This is a genomic window from Sagittula salina, assembly GCF_017813235.1.
Taxonomy (GTDB): Bacteria; Pseudomonadota; Alphaproteobacteria; order Rhodobacterales; family Rhodobacteraceae; genus Sagittula; species Sagittula salina.
This window is the reverse complement of record NZ_JAGISH010000007.1, coordinates 246,608-264,657: the sequence shown is the minus strand read 5'-3', so window position 1 is coordinate 264,657 and position 18,050 is coordinate 246,608. Positions and strand designations below refer to the sequence as shown.

Annotated in this window: 16 protein-coding genes, 1 tRNA gene, 1 pseudogene and 1 riboswitch; of the genes and pseudogenes, 3 read left to right on the top strand and 15 right to left on the bottom strand. The window is 65.5% G+C overall.

Going from position 1 to position 18,050, the window contains the following annotated elements:
* Positions 1-30: 30 nt before the first annotated feature.
* From J5474_RS14160 to J5474_RS14140, 5 genes and pseudogenes are all read right to left on the bottom strand, one after another.
* Positions 31-246, bottom strand: a pseudogene (locus J5474_RS14160) (transposase); the annotation flags it as partial.
* 166 nt (positions 247-412) lie between these two features.
* Complete coding sequence (locus J5474_RS14155; RefSeq protein ID WP_209361553.1) at positions 413-835, bottom strand: hypothetical protein; 423 nt, start codon at positions 833-835, stop codon at positions 413-415.
* Positions 836-1,181: 346 nt separating this feature from the next.
* Positions 1,182-1,544 (bottom strand): hypothetical protein, encoded by a 363-nt coding sequence (locus J5474_RS14150; protein WP_209361552.1) that lies wholly within the window; start codon positions 1,542-1,544, stop codon positions 1,182-1,184.
* 111 nt (positions 1,545-1,655) lie between these two features.
* The gene (locus tag J5474_RS14145) at positions 1,656-2,441 is read right to left on the bottom strand and encodes an ATP-dependent metallopeptidase FtsH/Yme1/Tma family protein (protein WP_209361551.1); all 786 of its coding nucleotides are present in this window, start codon (positions 2,439-2,441) and stop codon (positions 1,656-1,658) included.
* On the bottom strand, positions 2,438-3,325 hold the full coding sequence (locus tag J5474_RS14140; protein ID WP_245216460.1) for a restriction endonuclease: 888 nt from the start codon (positions 3,323-3,325) through the stop codon (positions 2,438-2,440). The genes J5474_RS14145 and J5474_RS14140 overlap by 4 nt, the downstream gene beginning before the upstream one ends.
* 362 nt (positions 3,326-3,687) lie before the next feature.
* Here J5474_RS14140 and J5474_RS14135 point away from each other — a divergent pair, with 362 nt between their 5' ends.
* Together J5474_RS14135 and J5474_RS14130 are read left to right on the top strand one after the other, a co-directional pair.
* On the top strand, positions 3,688-4,233 hold the full coding sequence (locus J5474_RS14135) for a YaeQ family protein (protein ID WP_209361550.1): 546 nt from the start codon (positions 3,688-3,690) through the stop codon (positions 4,231-4,233).
* 223 nt (positions 4,234-4,456) lie between these two features.
* A complete protein-coding gene (locus J5474_RS14130; RefSeq protein WP_209361549.1) occupies positions 4,457-6,304 on the top strand; it encodes a TniQ family protein in 1,848 nt (615 codons plus the stop codon).
* Between the two features lie 125 nt (positions 6,305-6,429).
* On the opposite strand, the gene J5474_RS14125 is transcribed toward J5474_RS14130, so the two are convergent.
* Positions 6,430-6,506 (bottom strand) — tRNA-Arg (locus J5474_RS14125).
* A gap of 272 nt (positions 6,507-6,778) precedes the next feature.
* Here J5474_RS14125 and J5474_RS14120 point away from each other — a divergent pair.
* On the top strand, positions 6,779-7,804 hold the full coding sequence (locus tag J5474_RS14120; protein ID WP_209361548.1) for a LacI family DNA-binding transcriptional regulator: 1,026 nt from the start codon (positions 6,779-6,781) through the stop codon (positions 7,802-7,804).
* On the opposite strand, the gene J5474_RS14115 is transcribed toward J5474_RS14120, so the two are convergent.
* The 9 genes from J5474_RS14115 to ybeY form a co-directional block, all read right to left on the bottom strand.
* Positions 7,801-9,783 (bottom strand): phosphatase PAP2 family protein, encoded by a 1,983-nt coding sequence (locus tag J5474_RS14115; protein ID WP_209361547.1) that lies wholly within the window; start codon positions 9,781-9,783, stop codon positions 7,801-7,803. The genes J5474_RS14120 and J5474_RS14115 overlap by 4 nt on opposite strands.
* A 76-nt stretch (positions 9,784-9,859) precedes the next feature.
* Positions 9,860-10,474, bottom strand: a complete 615-nt coding sequence (locus J5474_RS14110; protein WP_209361546.1) for a (d)CMP kinase — start codon at positions 10,472-10,474, stop codon at positions 9,860-9,862.
* Between the two features lie 64 nt (positions 10,475-10,538).
* The gene (locus J5474_RS14105) at positions 10,539-10,991 is read right to left on the bottom strand and encodes a hypothetical protein (protein WP_209361545.1); all 453 of its coding nucleotides are present in this window, start codon (positions 10,989-10,991) and stop codon (positions 10,539-10,541) included.
* Between the two features lie 2 nt (positions 10,992-10,993).
* Positions 10,994-12,337 carry a 3-phosphoshikimate 1-carboxyvinyltransferase gene (gene aroA, locus J5474_RS14100; protein ID WP_209361544.1) on the bottom strand — a complete coding sequence of 448 codons (1,344 nt, stop codon included), beginning with the start codon at positions 12,335-12,337 and terminating at the stop codon, positions 10,994-10,996.
* 109 nt (positions 12,338-12,446) lie between these two features.
* The gene (trmB, locus tag J5474_RS14095) at positions 12,447-13,151 is read right to left on the bottom strand and encodes a tRNA (guanine(46)-N(7))-methyltransferase TrmB (protein ID WP_209361543.1); all 705 of its coding nucleotides are present in this window, start codon (positions 13,149-13,151) and stop codon (positions 12,447-12,449) included.
* A 198-nt stretch (positions 13,152-13,349) separates the two neighbouring features.
* A complete protein-coding gene (gene metK, locus J5474_RS14090; protein WP_209361542.1) occupies positions 13,350-14,528 on the bottom strand; it encodes a methionine adenosyltransferase in 1,179 nt (392 codons plus the stop codon).
* A gap of 4 nt (positions 14,529-14,532) precedes the next feature.
* Positions 14,533-14,581, bottom strand: a riboswitch (SAM-SAH riboswitch).
* 48 nt (positions 14,582-14,629) lie between these two features.
* Positions 14,630-16,198, bottom strand: a complete 1,569-nt coding sequence (gene lnt, locus J5474_RS14085; protein ID WP_209361541.1) for an apolipoprotein N-acyltransferase — start codon at positions 16,196-16,198, stop codon at positions 14,630-14,632.
* 48 nt (positions 16,199-16,246) lie between these two features.
* Positions 16,247-17,290: a hemolysin family protein gene (locus tag J5474_RS14080; protein WP_209361604.1), complete on the bottom strand. Its 1,044-nt coding sequence runs from the start codon at positions 17,288-17,290 to the stop codon at positions 16,247-16,249.
* Positions 17,291-17,303: 13 nt separating this feature from the next.
* On the bottom strand, positions 17,304-17,846 hold the full coding sequence (gene ybeY / locus J5474_RS14075) for an rRNA maturation RNase YbeY (protein ID WP_209361540.1): 543 nt from the start codon (positions 17,844-17,846) through the stop codon (positions 17,304-17,306).
* Between the last annotated feature and the right edge of the window lie 204 nt (positions 17,847-18,050).

Here is an 18,050-nt window from a genome sequence, read left to right as displayed (position 1 = left end):
TGTTGCGCGGGACACGCGTTACCGCGTGACCTGTCCGAGAGGAAGCTTAAAAAGCACCTTGATCGACAGGCAGAACTGGATTGCCGCCTCCGAGAAGACCGGCGGCCGTCCCGGACGGCCCTCATGCGGCGCATGCCACGACATCTGCTTTTTCAGCCAAACCTTCAGAGACCCGCGCTTGCGGAGCGCAGGATTGCAGGCGGATCAGTTTGTCGTGCAGTAGCGTGCGGGCTTGGTCTTGCCCATGCCATCCGTCTTACCGGATGGATCCGTGGTGTGAATCCGTCACTGCGAAAGTTCTGCAACACCTTTAAGTTATAAAGAGACCCCGCCAAGCGGTAGGGTCCCTTGGAATTTTGCCTTTCGTTTTCACATATGCTCTGCCAAGCCGTCCGAGCTTCAGAGAAAAAGTTTATTCCTTTTTTGAAAAAATTACCCTTCCAGACGAATCTGAAGCCACACACGAGCCTTGTCCCACAGAGATCTTTTCATGTGCGTTCAGAGGGCCTACGCCATTAGCTTTTGCCTTCTGCGCATTCGGACACATCGGCAGCTCAACGCGCTGATACCCCTTCTTTATCATGCAGGCTTCATAGTTCCTGCGGCGAGCATCTGCATTCGCGTCTTGTGTTTGGTAGACACCGGTAAGTATGGCTACCGCAATTTCAGCGCCTGGACTGCGGTTGACTGCAACGTCTTGAGCGGCCTTAGTCTCACACTCGGCCCTGTCCAATTCATACTCGGAATATCTAATATTATTCTTAACGAATGTCTCCTGGTTGACGCACCCTGAAACCGCTCCAATAGTAAGCGCTACAGCTACAAGCTTTCTCATGATTATCCCTGCCTTGAACTTTCGAGCATTACTTGAAAACCTGAAATTGAGAAAGGTGCAACCCTACCTCCACCTCTTTATTCCAAGGTGTGCTTCCTCTACTATACGCCGAAAAAATTTTGCCGGTCAAAAACCGGCAGCCGCCCTCGCAGCCTGTGCGCAATAGGACACCCTCTGAAGGGCATTGCAGCAGAAAGCCGGCTTGAGGCGTGACTTCCCCTTTTCCATTCTGGTTCAGGCCATGCGGACGATTTCGGCAATACGACATCGCGCATCGCCACATCAGCCCTGCATCCCCAGCAGATTGGAGTGATCGCCATCTGCTCCCCCGACACCATGCACCTCGTCACCCGCCTGTATCAGGGGGCTGACGCTGGCAGCGACGGCATCCGGTTGGTGCTTTCTCAGGCCGACAGCCGATCTCGACACTGATCGAGCCGAACAACCGGAATACCAACCTGCGGGAGCCGCGGGTATCTTGACCCCGATCATCCGAAACTTCTCCGGCGCTTTCACCTTGGGGCAATTCGGGCTCACCCCCTCCGACCGGTTTCAGGCGATCCATCGGTGCGCTCTCGATGAAGCGGCGCAGGCGCTCGGGATCCGGCTCCACGCGCCAGTCGGATCGCAGATACCCCCACAGCGAAACCCCGATGGCACAAGCGCTGATTGCGGTCCCCACGACCAAAAATCCCATGTCCGCGTTCATGTGGCCTTTCCTCCCCGGTGATGAATTCCAGATCGCATCCCATGCGGGGTGCATGCCGGCCCGAAGCCGACGGTTTCGGGGCTGCACGCTCAGCACAGCCCCAAGGAGGCATCACTCCGCGGCATCCGGCGTTTGATCCCGAGACAGGAGATCAAGAAGCCGGCCCCCGGTCAGGACACCCGTTTCCAGGACGGCCCGCGCCATCTCCGCCATCTTGAACAACCGCGGCTGCAAGCGGTACCGTGCTTCCGCCTCTGCCGCCGTGAGCAACTCCGTAACTTCCGGCAGGTTGCCGTTCATGATCTCCCGCATGAGAGCTTCCGAATTGCTCGAGCCCAGCCACAGCGCACCGTTCTGACCCAGCCCGTAGGCGCCGACCTCGTTCGCAGCCAACATTACCGCCTTCGCCAGGTCGGAGTCGCTGTCGCCACCCGCGCCACTGGACGGCGCACCCAGCACGAGGATCTCGGCCATCCGCCCCGCCAGCAGGACCGTGCGGTCCCGATGCAGCGTGGCAGAGGTGTGGACCATGGTCTGACCGTTGATCCGGCACTCGCCACCGTCTTCCGCCAGGCGCAGATACTCGACCGCAAGCTCGGGGTACGAATGCCCGACGAGCGCGTGACCACACTCATGGATAGCCATGCGCAAAAGGACGTCGGTCGGCATGGCATGTAATCGCCCGGCGAGTTCATCGAGGATGTCCTGGGTGATCAGCCTGCGCCTCTTGCGCCGCGCCGTCGCGCGCCCTTTCCGGATTATCGCCGCGCAGTCGGCCCCTGTCCGCCCCATGGCCCGGACGGCACACGCTTCGACATCGATCTCGCTCTCGCCCGGTTGCAGATGCTGCCTGAATATCACGGCAAGGTCGGTACGGCTGGGCAGCGGGATGGTCACGATCGTGTCGAAACGACCCGATCTCCGAACCGCCGGAGGGATCTTGCCGAGTTCGTTCGCTGCGCCGACGACAATGACGCCCTCGCGCCCGCGGATAGGGGCGTGTCGGTGTCGTTTGTCCATTCCCGGACGGTCTGGGACATCAGCGCCAGAGACGGCACCATGAAGAGGACACGGCCGCCCTTGCCGATGAGATCCTCGGCAATCTTTAGGGAGGTGAATGTCTTGCCGGTTCCGCAGGCCATGATAAGCTTGCCGCGGTCGGCTTCCGCCAGGCCAGCGCGGACGGCGTCAAGCGCCTCGATCTGGTGGGGACGAAGAGTCTTCTTGGCCGTCAGGACCGCCTCACCCTTGATCCCGAAGAGCGTCCAGTCGATCGGGCTTTCTCGCAGATGGGTCAGTGAGAGCCGAACCACCGGGATGCTTTGCCCCGCAATGGTTGCTTCCGCGTTGTCGCCCCAGTCGACCTCGGTGGTGTCGATAACCACCCGGCGTACGAAGGGATTCTTTCCTGATGCGGCCAGGAAACTGTTGATGTCCGCCTTCTGTATCCGGTGCTTCGCGGCGTAGAACTTGCACTGGATGGCCGCGAAGCCCTCCTCGTTCCGCAGCTTGGCCACCAGGTCGATGCCGATGTCCTTGGCGTTTCGCCCGGTCTCGGTGGACCAGTCAGACCAGGTCCAGACCTGGGAATACTCCTCCACCTGAACAGGATCGGCGGTCAGAAAGGCGCAGGCGAGGCGTTCGAGGTAGGTACCTTTTTCACGTTCGGTGACCGCAGCGTTTCGGTAGGACTGGAGGAGGTCGTCAAGTGCGGTCATGGTCGGTAACTCTGCGAAAAAATGGATAAACTCGGCTTGCTTGAGGCGCCGATGTCTGGGCAATCTACACGTCAAAATTCCAGCGGCTCAACCGCAAACTGTGTCTGCGCCTTTCATGAAACGGCAACCGTGAGGTCCAGAATGACCTTCGTGCGTAGAGGCAGGCCGGATACCGACCGTCGCGAGGGCCATGGAGGAATTCATGGACGCCGCCTTGCGGTCGTATCTTTCCAGCATGTCACTAAAAAAGCCAACGGCGCCGGCGCCGTACATGGCGCATTGACCAAGACGCGTGCAGTTCAGGACCCGGAAGACGAGGCCCATTGGAAAGGGTTGGCGCATCAGTTCACCAAGGCCCGATGGCTTTCCATTCTGTCCTCCGCGGGGTAGGCATCGCCATCGTCCGCGGACCAAAGGCAATGATCATGGCGCTGAATGCCACCATCTACAAAGTCGAACTCTCTGTCTCGGACATGGATCGCCACTACTACGAGACGCACAAGCTGACCATCGCCAAGCACCCGTCGGAGACGGATGAACGCTTGATGGTCCGCCTCGTGGCCTTTGCGCTGAACGCCCACGAGCAACTCGAAATGACCAAGGGTCTGTCGACAGACGATGAACCTGACATCTGGCAGAAAAGCCTGAGTGGCGAGATCGACCTGTGGGTGGCGCTGGGTCTACCCAGCGAAAAGGTCGTCCGCCAGTCCTGCAGCAAGTCCGGCAAGGTGATCGTCTACCCCTACGGCGGTCGGGTCGCGGAAATCTGGTGGGACAAGATCAAGGGCGCCACCACGCGTTTCGACAACCTCGAGGTCACTGCGTTCTCCGATGCCGACACCAGCGCCTTGGCGAAGCTGGCCAGCCGCGCGATGAAGATCCAGGTCAACATCCAGGATGGCGACATGATGGTCAGCGTCGACGAAAATATCGTTTACATCACGCCCGTACAGTGGAAAGGCGCGGCGTAGGGGGGGGGGACGGAACCTGAGTGCGGGACACATTAACGACAGGAGCTGCTGGCACGACTGGTCTCCGAGCGGCTGCCGCATCTGAATGTACGGCTCCCGTAACTGGACGTCCTAAAGCTGCGCGTCTCTACCTCCGTGCAGATCCGCACCCCGCGATCCGGTTGCAGAGGGCTCCTTAGACAGGCAGAGGGGCCGCAAACCAGAACTGCCCATCCGCCGGGACATGCCACAGAGACTTCCACTAACCGTCACGCCTCGCTCCCGCGAGACACTGCCTTCTTTCTTCGCGCGCCTGGCCGCCGTGAACGGGACGGAGCCGATGAGCTTCGCCATGGATATGGGGTTCAGCCTGAAGCGGGTGATTGTGCAGGATGCAGATTCCTTGGCGCATGTTCGAGAGCTGTCCGGGATGTCTTTGGCGGATCTGGCAGAGTTGCTGTCCTGGACAGGGGAACGCCTCGGCGACGTCCGTATGAAGTTCAGGGGTGATACATTCGTGTCTCGTGCGCTCCGGAGCCCGACGATGCGCGGCTGCCCAGCGTGCCTGGCCAAAGACGCGGAAGCTCCGGGTGAGCCGCTCGGCAACATCGTCATGCGTGGAGACTGGCTCTGCCGGGGTGTCGACGTTTGCGTCAATCATCGTCTTGAACTCGTGCCGCTGTGGACGGAGGCCAATCCGACCAAGCGTGAGAACCTGGGCGCGCGCCTGTCTGCGCTGCTGCCAAGGCTTTCGGCGCTGCGCTCGACCGCCAAAGAGGTCGAAGTGTCAGGTTACGACCGTTGGTTGGACGGACGGCTGGCGGGGCATGAGGACGATAGCTGGTTGCGAGACCATTCCGTCTTTGCCGCCATGACTTTGTGCGATGCACTTGGGGAAGACCTTCGGCGCCATCAAGGTTTGGAGCCCGACAAACGCGCGGCGCGGGCTGCGGGCTTCGAGGTCGCAAGCCGTGGACCCGAATCTATTCGATCCGCGCTTGATGCCCTTCATCGGGAGAAAGACGGGGGGCTGGTCATCACGAAGAGCCGGTTGAAGTCCATTTTCGACGCGCTCGACATCAAGTACGGTGACGACCCGGAGTTCGACAGGCTCCGCGCGGTGGTCAGGACGTATCTCCTGGAATTTTGGCCGACCGCTGCGAACGAGATTGTTCTTGGCAGTGAAACCGGCGCTCGGTTGCGGCACACCATCGCAAGCGCCGCCGAAGAGACTGGCATCTGGACCGAAGTCCTCGACGACATTTTCACGGCTGAAGGCGCGTTCGATAGCGAGACCGAGCAGCAGACGCACCCGAAGACGATCGCGCTCGAGCGTTGGGGTGCTTTGCTGAGTGAACTGCCGCAGCTCGTTCGGACGCATGATTTCCGCACCGCGTTAGGTGCGACGGACACCGAGTTCGCGATCCTGCAAGAAGAGGGCGTGATCGCGCCGCATATCAAAGCGACCAAGGTCCGGCGTCGGTGGCGACTTGCAGACGCGCTTGACCTGCGTGACCGGCTCCTCGATGGCGCAGCGCCGCAGCTTGGACCCCTGGAGAACTGGGAAACGCCGCTGGCGGCGAAGAACCTCTACGGTCTGTCGCTCCGCACCTTGATCGATGCGATCAGTGACGGGCTACTGCCGCGGTCACTCCACCCGGACCGATCTGGCGTCCATGCACTGCTCCTGCATCGCGCGGACATCAAGGCATTTCTCGCCTCAATGCCGCAAGAGATGCAGCCACGGCCCCCGCAAGACGAGACGGTCAGCGCAAGTGTGTACGGCAAGGAAATCGGCCTCAGGCGCCCGACATTTCTGGTCAAGCTGGTGGAAGCCGGACTGACCCCCGGCACCGAAATCGTGAACTCAGTGACGCGGCGCAAGCAGTGGTGCCTGAAACCCGAAGATATCACGGCTTTTCATGAGCGTTACACCACACCACAGCTGCTCGGCCGCGACGCAGGTGTCCACAAGCGGGCCGTACTCAGCAGACTGCGGGAGGCGGGTGTCGAGCCATTCGCCGTGAAGAACTTGGTGTTCGAGGACATCTATCTCCGCGATGATGCCGAGAATATCCTGAAATCTGTTTGACCACAGAGGGTTAGTAGCAGGCGCTCGCGAATGAAAGCGGATGTCGCATAACCCCTTGACAGGCTTTGCGCACGCTTTCGATGTCGTTTGCGCAAACTAATGCTTTTTTTGACTTCATGAGTGTTTGGCGACCCTGGCAGGATTCGAACCTGCAACCTGTCCCTTAGGAGGGGACTGCTCTATCCAGTTGAGCCACAGGGCCGGACAACACTGTTCGCATGAACAGTTCGCGTTCACTCGTAGTCGGCGTGACCCCAATAAATCAAGGCCGGATTAAGCATTGACTTCCTCAATAGGAGGGGGCTGCTCTATCCAGTTGAGCCACGGGACCACTCGGGCCCGGTCCTAGCGCATGATTTAGCGGTTGTCACCCACCTGCGACAGCAGCGCGCGGTGGCCCACACGGGCGCGCTTGCGCAATCGGTCCCCTGCAGCCTATCGTGGCGCTATCATGAACAGAAGGACGCCGCTCACGTGACCTCAGACGATACCCGCCCGCTGACCCTGCGCGACGTTTCCGAAGCTTCGGGCGTGTCCGAGATGACCGTCAGCAGGGTACTGCGCAACCGCGGCGATGTGAGCCAGGCCACGCGGGAGAAGGTGCTCGAGGCCGCCAAGGCACTGGGATACGTGCCCAACAAGATCGCCGGCGCGCTGGCCTCGCAGCGGGTGAACCTCGTCGCCGTCATCATCCCCAGCCTGCGCAACATGGTCTTTCCGGAGGTCATGTCCGGCATCTCCAAGGTGCTGGAGGATACCGAACTGCAGCCCGTCGTCGGCGTCACCGACTACATGCCGGAAAAAGAGGAGCGCGTGCTCTACGAGATGCTGTCGTGGCGCCCCTCCGGGCTGATCGTTGCGGGTCTGGAACACACCGATGCCGCGCGCGCCATGATGAAGGCCTCCGGCATCCCGGTGGTCGAGATCATGGACACCGATGGCACGCCCATCGACTGCGCCGTGGGTATTTCGCACCGCCGCGCGGGCCGCGAGATGGCGAAGGCGATCCTGAAGCAGGGCTACCAAAAGATCGGCTTCATGGGTACGAAGATGCCGCTGGATCACCGCGCACGGAAGCGGTTCGAAGGCTTCACCGAGGCGCTCGCCAAGGAGGGCGTGGAAATCGCGGAGCATGAATTCTACTCCGGCGGGTCCGCGCTGGCCAAGGGCCGCGAAATGACCAAAGCCATGCTGGAGCGTGAGCCGGAACTGGATTTCCTGTACTACTCCAACGACATGATCGCGGCGGGCGGGTTGCTGCACTGCCTTGATGCGGGCATCGACGTGCCCGGGCGGGTCGGGCTTGCGGGCTTCAACGGGGTCGAATTGCTGGACGGGCTGCCGCGCCAGTTGGCAACGATGGACGCCTGCCGCACGGAGATCGGCACCAAGGCGGCCGAGATCATCGCCGCGCGGGTGGAAAACCCGGAGGCGGAGATCGACTGCATCATCGAACTGACGCCCACGATTTCCTACGGCGACACGCTGAAACGCCGCTAGACGCCGCCGCCGACCTCCAGCCGCAGGATCTGCCCGTCGAAGGACCAGCGCCGCCCCTTCGCGGCCGGGCCGGGGATGGTCTGAGCCGTGCCGCCAATGGCCGACATGACGGCGCGACGCGCCTCTGTCAGGGACCAGCCGCGCGCGCCGTCCTCCGACGCAATCGCCAGCGCCATCATCGGCTGGCCGATGTCGTCCACGCCCGCAGGCCAGACCCGCAGCACGCCTTCGGGCGCGCGCAGGGCCACAGCCGCAGGCACCGCCGCGCGGAAGGCGGGCGGGACGGCAGCACCGGGCTGCGCGGTCTGGGTCAGTTCCGCGCGCAGGGCGGCGGCCACGGACCAGAAGTCCGGCCGGGGCACCCGGACCCAGCCCACCGCCTCAAGCCGTTTGACCAGCGCCTCCTGCCGGAGGCCCACCGTGACCAGCGATACCGGCGGCAGCGCTTCGCCGTCGAGCCGCACGACTTCCACCGGGAACTGCCCGCTCGCGACCCTGGCCCGCAGGTCGCGGATCACCGTCTCGGCCACCGCACCGCGGGCCACCGGGTCCTTGACGTCGCGCAAGGCGAAGCCGCCAGCGGCGATCAGGCAGGCCGCCATCGCCGCCAGCCCCGCCCGCCGCCAGAGCGGACCATGCAGCGCCCAGCGATGCCGGAACCCCTCGGCCAGCGCGAAGCCGATCACCATCCAGATCGCCCCCACCACCCAGCCGTTCAGCACGTCCGACAGGAAATGTTCCACCAGATAGACGCGGGTGAAGCCCAACCCCGACGCCATGCCCACGCCTGCGACGACCGCGGTGGTCGGGCCGATCACGCGTTCGCGCCAAAGCATCAGCGCCAGCGTGCCATACAGCGCGACAGAGATCGCCGCATGGCCCGAGGGGAAGCTGTGCGAGGTTTCGAGGAAGTAGGACAGTTCGGGCCTTGCGCGGCCAAAGACCAGCTTCAGCAGGGTGACGGTGACAGCGTTGCCCACCACCGCCACGGCCATGCCCGCTGCTGCCGCGCGGCGCCCGGCAGCGGCAAAGCCCAGTACGCAGGCCAGAGCCACCAGCGTCGCCACCGGTACGTGGCCCGCCTGCGTGAACCACCCCGCAAATCCCAGCGCGCCGGGTGACCAGTAGGCATGTGCCAGCTGCGCCACCCGCTGGTCCAGCGCCACCGTGTCCGGCACCATGGCAAGGTCAAAGGCCCCGTCGATGAAAAGCGCCACGAGGTAGACCACGAGGACGGTGATCGCCGTGGCAAGCAAACCGCGCCCGCGTGCAGGGTCGAGCCGCGCCACGAGGAAACGCGCCACGCGGGGATGCCGCTCGCCCAGCCGCGCGACCCAGTGCCAGCCCGCCGCCTTGTGCAGCGCGGCGCCCACTCCCCGCCGGATCACCGGCACGCCGCGCCGCAGGCTGCGGGTCGCGATCCACGTCAACGCTACCAACGCCGCCAGCAGCGCCAGTGGCAACACGGGGCGCGGCAGATAGGGGCCGATGCGTGCCAGCACATCGCCTGCCAGATAGCCCAGCGACACATGCGTCAGCGCAAAGAGCACACCGCCAAGGACGTTCCACAGCACAAAGCGCCGCCGCTCCATCCCCGCCAGCGCCGCTGCCAGCGGCACGAATCCCGCCACGGGCCCGAGGAACCGCCCCAGAACCAGCGCCACCCCACCGTAGCGCGTGAACAACGTCTGCGCGCGCGCCAGCCCCCGCCCCGGTGGCACGCCGCGCCGACCCAGCCATTTCCCGCTGGCCCAGCCGATCTCGCCGCCAAGGATGGCACCAAGCGTCACGAACCAGATGAGGTCGATGAAATCGAGATGCCCCAGCCGCACCAGTGCGCCGCCCGCATCCACCGCGAGCGTGCCGGGCACCAGCGGTCCGGTCAGCCACCAGCCCTCCAGCAGGCTCGCCAGCCCGATGATCCAGTAGGACCAGATGCCAAGGGCGTCGAGGGCGGGCAGAATGTCAGAGACTGTCACGGCGGGCCTTTCCGGGTGGATTCTGCCTACAGTTAGGGCCGCGCCGCCGCCGCGTCACCCCCGGATGATCAGAGCCTCACGCCTTTGCGCGAAGCCGGTCGATCAGGTTGATGGCCTGCGCCACCGCGTCCTCGATGCTCATGTCGGTGGTGTCCAGCGTGACCGCGTCCCGCGCCGCCTTCAGCGGTGCGTCGGGGCGGGTCATGTCGCGTTCGTCGCGGACCCGCAGATCCTCCAGCACCTCCGCCTCGGACACCTCGGCGCCCTTGCCGCGCAGTTCCGCGCAGCGCCGCTGGGCGCGGATTTCGGGCGCCGCGATGACGAACAGCTTGGCCTCCGCATCGGGGCAGATCACCGTGCCGATGTCGCGCCCGTCCAGCACCGCGCCGCCCTCGCGGCGGGCAAAGGCGCGCTGGAAATCCACCAGCGCCGCGCGCACCGCCGGGATCGCCGCGGCCTTCGATGCGGCCTGCGCCACCTCGGCGCTGCGCAGGGATGGATCGTTCAGCCGGTCGGGCGTCAGCGCCTCGGCGGCCTCCAACGCGGGCACGCCGTCCAGCATCTGCCGCCCCACCGCGCGGTACAGCAACCCGGTATCAAGGTGGAGAAAGCCGAAATGCGCCGCCACGGCGCGCGCGATGGTGCCCTTGCCGCTGGCTGCCGGTCCGTCGATGGCCACTGCAAAGCTCATGTCGCCCTCCGCTCCACACCTCTGGGGCCTCCCGCATAGCAACGCAGGCAGCGAAGGGGAAGCCTCAGCCGCGTCTCTGGTGGAGATAGGCCCGCACGCCTGTCCCGGCCAGCACCAGCCCCGCCACCGCGTAGAACGCGAACTTGGCCGTGGACACCATCGGGTCAGGGGCCAACCCGCCATCCAGGAACGCCAACAGCCCGAGGTTTTCCCACGCATCCACCGCCACCACGAACGCCGCCAGACCCCAGCCCCAAAGCCGTCCCAGCGCCAGCCCCACGCCCAGCCCGAAAAACGCCATGAAGGCGAAATCCAGCCGCAGCATCAACCGGTAGTGTCCGGTCAACCCGGTCTCGGTCAGCGCCTCGCGAAAGGCTGCCATCTGCGCCCCTGTCCGCCCCGGCGCCGACTGCGGCAGCAACCCCGCCGCCTCGCCCACGCCCCGGAGTTGTAGGACCATCACGGCAAACAGCACTCCCGCCACGATCAGCGTGCCAAGTGCAAGTTTGCCGCGCACGCTCACGCCCGTTCGATCCGGGCGCCGAGGTCGGCCATCAACCGCTCGAAGATCGGAAAGGAGGTGGCGATGGGCTGGCCGTCATCCACCGACATCGGCGCATTGGTCGCCAGACCCATCACGAGGAACGACATGGCGATGCGGTGGTCCAGATGCGTTTCCGCCGTCACCCCGCCCGGCACGTCGCCAAAGCCGCGCCCGTGCACCGTCCACCAGTCCTCGCCCTCGTCCACCGTGATACCCGCCGCGCGCAGGCCCTTCGCCATGGCGTCGATGCGATCGCTTTCCTTCACGCGCAACTCCTTCACGCCGGGCATATGCGTGTTGCCCGCCGCAAAGGCAGCCACAACAGACAGCACGGGATACTCGTCGATCATGCTCGCGGCCCGCTCGGCGGGGACCTCGATCCCCTTCATGTCAGGCGAGAACTTCGCCCGCAGGTCCGCAACCGGCTCGCCGCCCTCCTCGCGCAGATTTTCGAACGTCAGGTCAGCGCCCATTTCCTGCAGGGTAAAGAACAGGCCCGCCCGCGTCGGATTCAGGCCGATGTTCGGCACCAGCACGTCCGACCCCTCGGACAGCAGCGCGGCACAGACCGGAAAGGCGGCGGAGGACGGATCGCGCGGTACCACGATGGTCTGCGGCACGAACTCCGGGCGGCCCTTCAGGGTGATGACGCGGCCCTCCGGCGAGTCCTCGGTGGTGATCGTGGCGCCGAACCCCGCCAGCATGCGTTCGGAATGGTCGCGCGTGGCCTCACGTTCGATCACCACGGTGTCCCCCGGGGCGTTCAGCCCGGCCAGCAGCACGGCGGATTTCACCTGCGCCGAGGGCACCGGCGTAGCGTAGCGCACGGGCATCGGATCGCGTGCGCCCACGATGGTCATCGGCAGCCGTCCGCCCGAACGCCCGTAGGCCCGCGCGCCGAACAACGCCAGCGGATCGGTCACCCGCGCCATGGGCCTCTTGTTCAGCGACGCATCACCGGTGAAGGTCGCGGTGATCGGACAGGTCGCCATCGCGCCCATGATCAGCCGCACGCCGGTTCCGGAATTGCCGCAGTCGATGACGGTCTCCGGTTCGAGAAAGCCGCCGACCCCCACGCCGTGCACATGCCAGGTGTCGCCGGTCTTCTCCACCTGCGCGCCAAAGGCCATCATCGCCTTCGCCGTGTCCAGCACGTCCTGCCCTTCCAGAAGGCCGGTCACCTTCGTCTCGCCCACCGTCATCGCACCGAGGATCAGCGAGCGGTGAGAGATCGACTTGTCGCCGGGCACATGCGCCTCTCCGGTCAGCGGACCGGCGCGGTGGGAGGTCATCGGAATGGGCGTGCCGTGGCCGGACATCGGGCGTCTCCTGTCAATGGTCGCCGCGTGATAGCGCGCGCCCCTGCCGCCGTCCACTCCCGCCGTGTCGCCTCCCGTCGTTAGCGCCACCAATCGGCAACAGCTCGGGTCAGATCCGGCGGAAGGTCAGGTAATGCGGCGTGCGCCCCTCGCGCAGGGCCTTCTGCTCGTAGCGCGTGGAATACCAGTCCGCCCAGGGGGTGGCGAAATCCTCGCTGACCAGATCGAACCCGGCCTGTGGCACCTCCTCCAGCGTCTGGCGCACGTAATCGGGGATGTCGGTCGCCACGCGGAACTCCGCGCCCGGTTTCAGCACGCGGTGCAGCGGGGCGAGGTGCTCCTGCGTGACAAAACGCCGCCGGTGATGCCGCTTCTTCGGCCAGGGATCGGGATACAGCAGGAACGCCTTCTCCAAAGTCTCCGGTGGCAGAACGTCAAAGAGGTTGCGCACGTCGCCCGGATGGACCGAAACGTTCTCGACCCCGGTCTCGCGCAGCTTTGTCAGCAGCATGGCCACTGCGTTCAGGAAGGGCTCGCAGCCGATGATGGAGACCTCCGGATAGGTCCGCGCCTGATGCACCAGATGCTCGCCGCCGCCAAAGCCCACTTCCAGCCAGACCGGCCGCCCGCCGAAACGTGCCTCCAGATCCAGCGGGACGCGTTCGGGGTTCTCCTCCCAGCCGACCGGGCCGGGCGACAGCCGCCCGAGGTCCTGCTCCAGGTACTCCACCTGGTTCGGCCGCATGGTCTTGCCGCGCACACGGCCATAAAAATTGCGCCAGGGCGCTTCGGGATGCTTGTTCGACGTCGTCATGGCCGGGTCGTTTAGCCCCCCACCCCGGGCGACGCAAGGCCCGCAAACCCTTTGTCGCGACGAAACAGGGGCGCCGCAAACGCGCCGCCCCCTCGCTTCTTCGATTCCGAAATACTCCGGGGGAGTCCCGCAGGGACGGGGGCAGAGCCCCCCGCCTGTCATGACCTCATGCCCCTGATGCAGAGGGAGCCGAGCCCCTCAGACCGCCTTTTTCAGGGCATCGGCCAGATCGGTGCGTTCCCACGAGAACCCGCCGTCCGCCTCCGGCGCGCGGCCGAAGTGTCCGTAGGCCGCAGTGCGCGCGTAAATCGGACGGTTGAGGTCCAGATGCGTGCGGATGCCGCGCGGGGTCAGGTCGATGACCTTCGGGATCGCGCGTTCGATCTCTGCCCCGTCCAGTTCGCCGGTGCCGTGGGTGTCGACGTAGATCGACAGCGGCTTGGCCACGCCGATGGCATAGGACAGCTGAACCGTGGCGCGTTCGGCCATCCCGGCGGCGACGATGTTCTTTGCCAGATAGCGCGAGACATAGGCCGCCGAGCGGTCCACCTTGGTCGGGTCCTTGCCGGAAAAGGCACCGCCGCCGTGGGGCGCGGCCCCGCCGTAGGTGTCGACGATGATCTTGCGCCCGGTCAGACCCGCGTCCCCGTCAGGGCCGCCGATCACGAAGGTCCCCGTGGGGTTGACCCACCATTCGGTGTCCGGTGTGATCCAACCCTCGGGCAGGACCTCGCGGATGTAGGGTTCCACGATGGCGCGGATGTCCGCGCTGGACTGGCTCTCGTCCGCGTGCTGGGTCGACAGCACGATCGAGGTCACGCCCACCGGCTTGCCATCCTCGTAGCGCACCGACAGTTGCGACTTCGCGTCCGGGCGCAGCGTGGGCTCGGAGCCGTCCTTGCGCACATCCGCCAGCCGCTTCAGGATCGCGTGGGCGTACTGGATCGGCGCCGGCATCAGGGCGTCGGTCTCATTGGTGGCATAGCCGAACATGATGCCCTGATCGCCCGCCCCCTCATCGCCGCGCGCACCGGTCACGCCCTGCGCGATATGCGCCGACTGTTCGTGCAGCAGGTTGGTGATCTCCACCGTGTCATGGTGGAACTTGTCCTGCTCGTATCCGATATCCTTGATGCAGGCGCGCGCGATATCCGGGATGCGCGTCATGTACTCCGCCAGCCGGGCCTGGTCGGTCAGCCCGACCTCACCGCCGATGACTACGCGGTTCGTGGTGGCAAAGGTTTCGCAGGCAACGCGCGCCAGCGGGTCCTCGGCCAGCAAGGCATCGAGGATCGCATCGGAGATGCGGTCACAGACCTTGTCGGGATGCCCTTCCGAGACGGACTCGGAGGTGAAGACGTAGTTCTGTCGGGACATGAGATGCTCCATTATGTCTCTGCCATCACGCCAGGAAGCCGTTGTGACGGGTGTATCGGTCGCTTGACCTCCGCTCGCCCTACGCGGGCACGGGGCGTCGGTCAATCTGTTTCTCTCTCCGCTTCCCTGCGCGCAGGCCGCCAAAGCAGGCCTGCCAGGACGAACAACATCAGCAGTACCGGCAAATCTCCTGATTTTGAGTAAACAGTCAGACGCATCGGCGGCGGCAACGGCGTATCCAGGTATCCCTCCCGGTTCAGCGGGATTTCAGCCAGCACCCGCCCCGCCCCGTCGATCACCGCCGACACGCCGGTGTTGGCGGCGCGTACCATGGGCAGCCCCTGCTCGATGGCGCGGATGCGCGCCTGGGCAAGATGCTGGTAAGGGCCCGAGAAGCTGCCGAACCACGCATCATTGGTGATCTGCAACAGCATGTCGGGCCGGGCCGGGGCCGCATGCACGTCCTGCGGAAACACCGCCTCGTAGCAGATCAGCGGCAGCGCGGTGCCAAGCGTGCCGCCCAGCCCCAGCAACATCGGCCCGCTGCCCGGCGTATAGCCCCCCTCGGCCCGCGACGCGAGGCCAAGGATGTTGAACTTCGCGAACAGCGCGGCGGCGGGCATGTATTCCCCGAAGGGCACGAGGTGGTATTTGTCATAGACCTGCCGGAGGGTACCGTTCGGCCCCATCAGCGCCAGCATGTTGTACCACGCGCCGTCCTCCTCGCGCTGAAGGCCCACGACCACCTGCGCCTTCCCTGCCAGAAGGCTGATCTGGCTCAGCGCGTCGGAGGCGTCGTGCAACAGCATCGGCAGCGCGGTTTCCGGCCAGACGATCAGCGCCGGTTCACGGCCCTCCTCCGCCGGAGCGCCGGTGTAGTCCATCTGCCGCTGGTAGTAGACCGGGACCATGTCGCGCCGCCATTTCAGATGCTGCGGCGCGTTGGGCTGCACCAGCCGCACCACGGGCCGTCCGTCCAGGTCCTGCACCGGCGGCACCAGCGCCCGGCCCCCGCCAAACAGCGCCGCCAGCAGCGCGAGTCCCAGGACGATCCCCGGTGCAAATCCCATTCTGGCGGGCCACGGACGCGGCGCCTGCCTGAAAGCCCCGGGACGCGGCAGCGCCTCTGCCAGCAGGCCCGCGGCGGCCAGCGTCAGGAAGGTCAGCCCATAGGGTCCCACCAAGGACACCCACTGGATCGGCGGCACCGGCAGCCAGAGATAGCCGATCAGCCCCCAGGGCAACCCCGTCAGCACGTAGCCCCGCGCCAGTTCCGCCGCCGTCCAGGCGATCACCAGCGCGGGCATATGCCAGCGCCGCAGGTGGCCAGCCGCCCAGAACGCCAGCGCCCAGAACAGCGCCAGCCCGCCGCCAAGGCCCAACAGGCCAAAAGGCGCCATCCATCCCGTCTCTGCCGGGTCGACCATGAAGGGCTCTACGATCCAGCCCATGGAAAACCCGAAATAGCCAAGCCCGACCATCCAGCCGGTGCCGGCGGACCTGACCCCCTTCGGCGCGACCCCGGCCAGCCAGAAAGCTCCGACGAGTCCCGCAAAACCCAGATACCACAGGTTCCACGGCGCGGCGGCAAGGCCCATGGCGAGGCCACAAACCAGCGCAAGCGGCAATCGCGCCCAGCGCGGCAGGGACGCGGTCTGTGTCGCGGTCATGATATCAGGCTCGCTACAGGCACGGCGCAAAGGCATCTCAGGCAGGTGTCACGCGCGATCCGCCTTCCCCGGCGCGCGCGCGGTCGGCGCGGGGGCGGGTTGGCTCACGGTCTGACCAGCGGCGGCGCCGGGGGCCGAGGCCGGCATGGTAACCTCCAGCGGAACAGGGGCCTGCGTCGCCTCCAGCCGGGCCTGCGCCCGTGCGGTGCCGGGCAGGCGCACGCGCAGCCGTTTGATCCGCCGCGGGTCGGCGTCCACGACCTCCAGATCGACGCCAGCCGGATGGCGGATCACCTCGCCGCGCGCGGGCACCCGGCCCGCCAGCATGAAGACCAGACCGCCCAGCGTGTCGATTTCTTCCTCGTCGATGTCGTCGTGCTGGGTGAGGGCAAAGCCCAGTTCTTCCTCGAATTCATCCAGCGGCGTCTTGGCCAGCGCCAGCCAGCAGCCGGCCCGTTCCTTTACCCAGGTCTGGTCGTCGTCGGTGTCGTGTTCGTCGGCGATCTCGCCCACCACCTGTTCGATCAGGTCCTCGATGGTGACCAGGCCGTCGACGCCGCCGTATTCGTCGATCACCAGCGCCATGTGCCGCCGCTCCGTCTGCATCTTCGTCAGCAGAACGCCCAGCGGCATCGACGGCGGGACGTACAGCAGTGGCCGCAGCATCCGGCGCAGATTGAACCGCGCACCCGCACCGTTGAACCCGTAGGCCAGAGCGAAATCCTTCAGGTGGGCCATGCCCACGGGCGTGTCGAGCGTGCCCTCGTAGACCGGCAGCCGGGTCAGGCCGCTTTCGCGGAAGACCTTGACCAGATCGTCCTTGGTGATCGTATCGGGGACGGCGATGATCTCCGCCTTGGGGATGGCCACGTCCTCCACGCGCATGCGGCGCAGATTGACCATACCATGGGCCGGGGATGCCGAATGCTCCGCCCCGCTCCGGGCGACTTCCTCGCCCTCGTCATCCTCTTTCGAGGACCAGCCGAAGAGCCGCCGCAAGAAGCCGCCCTCCTGATCGCCAGCGCTGTTGCCCTGGTCGTTTTCCGTCTGCGCGCCCTGCGCCGCGTTAGACGAGTCGTCGTTGTCGCCCATCAATCCATACCAGTCACGAGCCATGTGGCCCATCGATCTCCCTATATGGGTCGTTCAGACCGAGATTGCCAAGTATCTCGACCTCCAACCGTTCCATCAGCGTGGCATCTCCATCACGGATATGGTCGTAGCCCAGCAAATGTAAAACCCCGTGAACGATAAGGTGCGTCACGTGGTCGCCGAAAGGCTTGCCCTGTTCGGCGGCTTCCCGCGTACAGGTTTCCCAGGCCAGAGCCAGATCGCCGAGGTGGTGCGGCTCGTCCTCCTCCTCCTCCTCCTCCTCCTCCGGGTCGGGGTCGGGAGAAAGGGGCGCGCCCCCCTCGATGTCCGGGGCAAGATCCTCCGACGGCCAGGACAGCACGTTGGTCGGTCGGGGCTTGCCGCGGAAATCGGCGTTCAGCGTGGCGATGCGGGCATCGTCGCAGCCCATCACGGCGATCTCGTAGTCGCCGGTCAGCCTGAGGTGCGCCAGCGCCGCCTGTGCCGCGCGTTCCGCCATCGCGGCCAGCCCCGCCGCATCCCAGCGGTCGTCCTCGATGATCGTGTCCGTCAGCATTCGCGCTCTCCGTGGCTCATGGCTGCCGCTGCCGTTAGCCGCTTCGGCCGCGCCCGTCCACCTCCCGCCGGCCGTGCCCGGCCCGCCGTCGGCGGCCCGGCGTTGTCAGCGACACCCGTTGCCACCGGCCCAAGCGCCCAGAACGCTCCGCCAGCGGCAGCGCCGGAAACGGTCCGCAGATAACGCCCCGAACCGTTTCGGGTT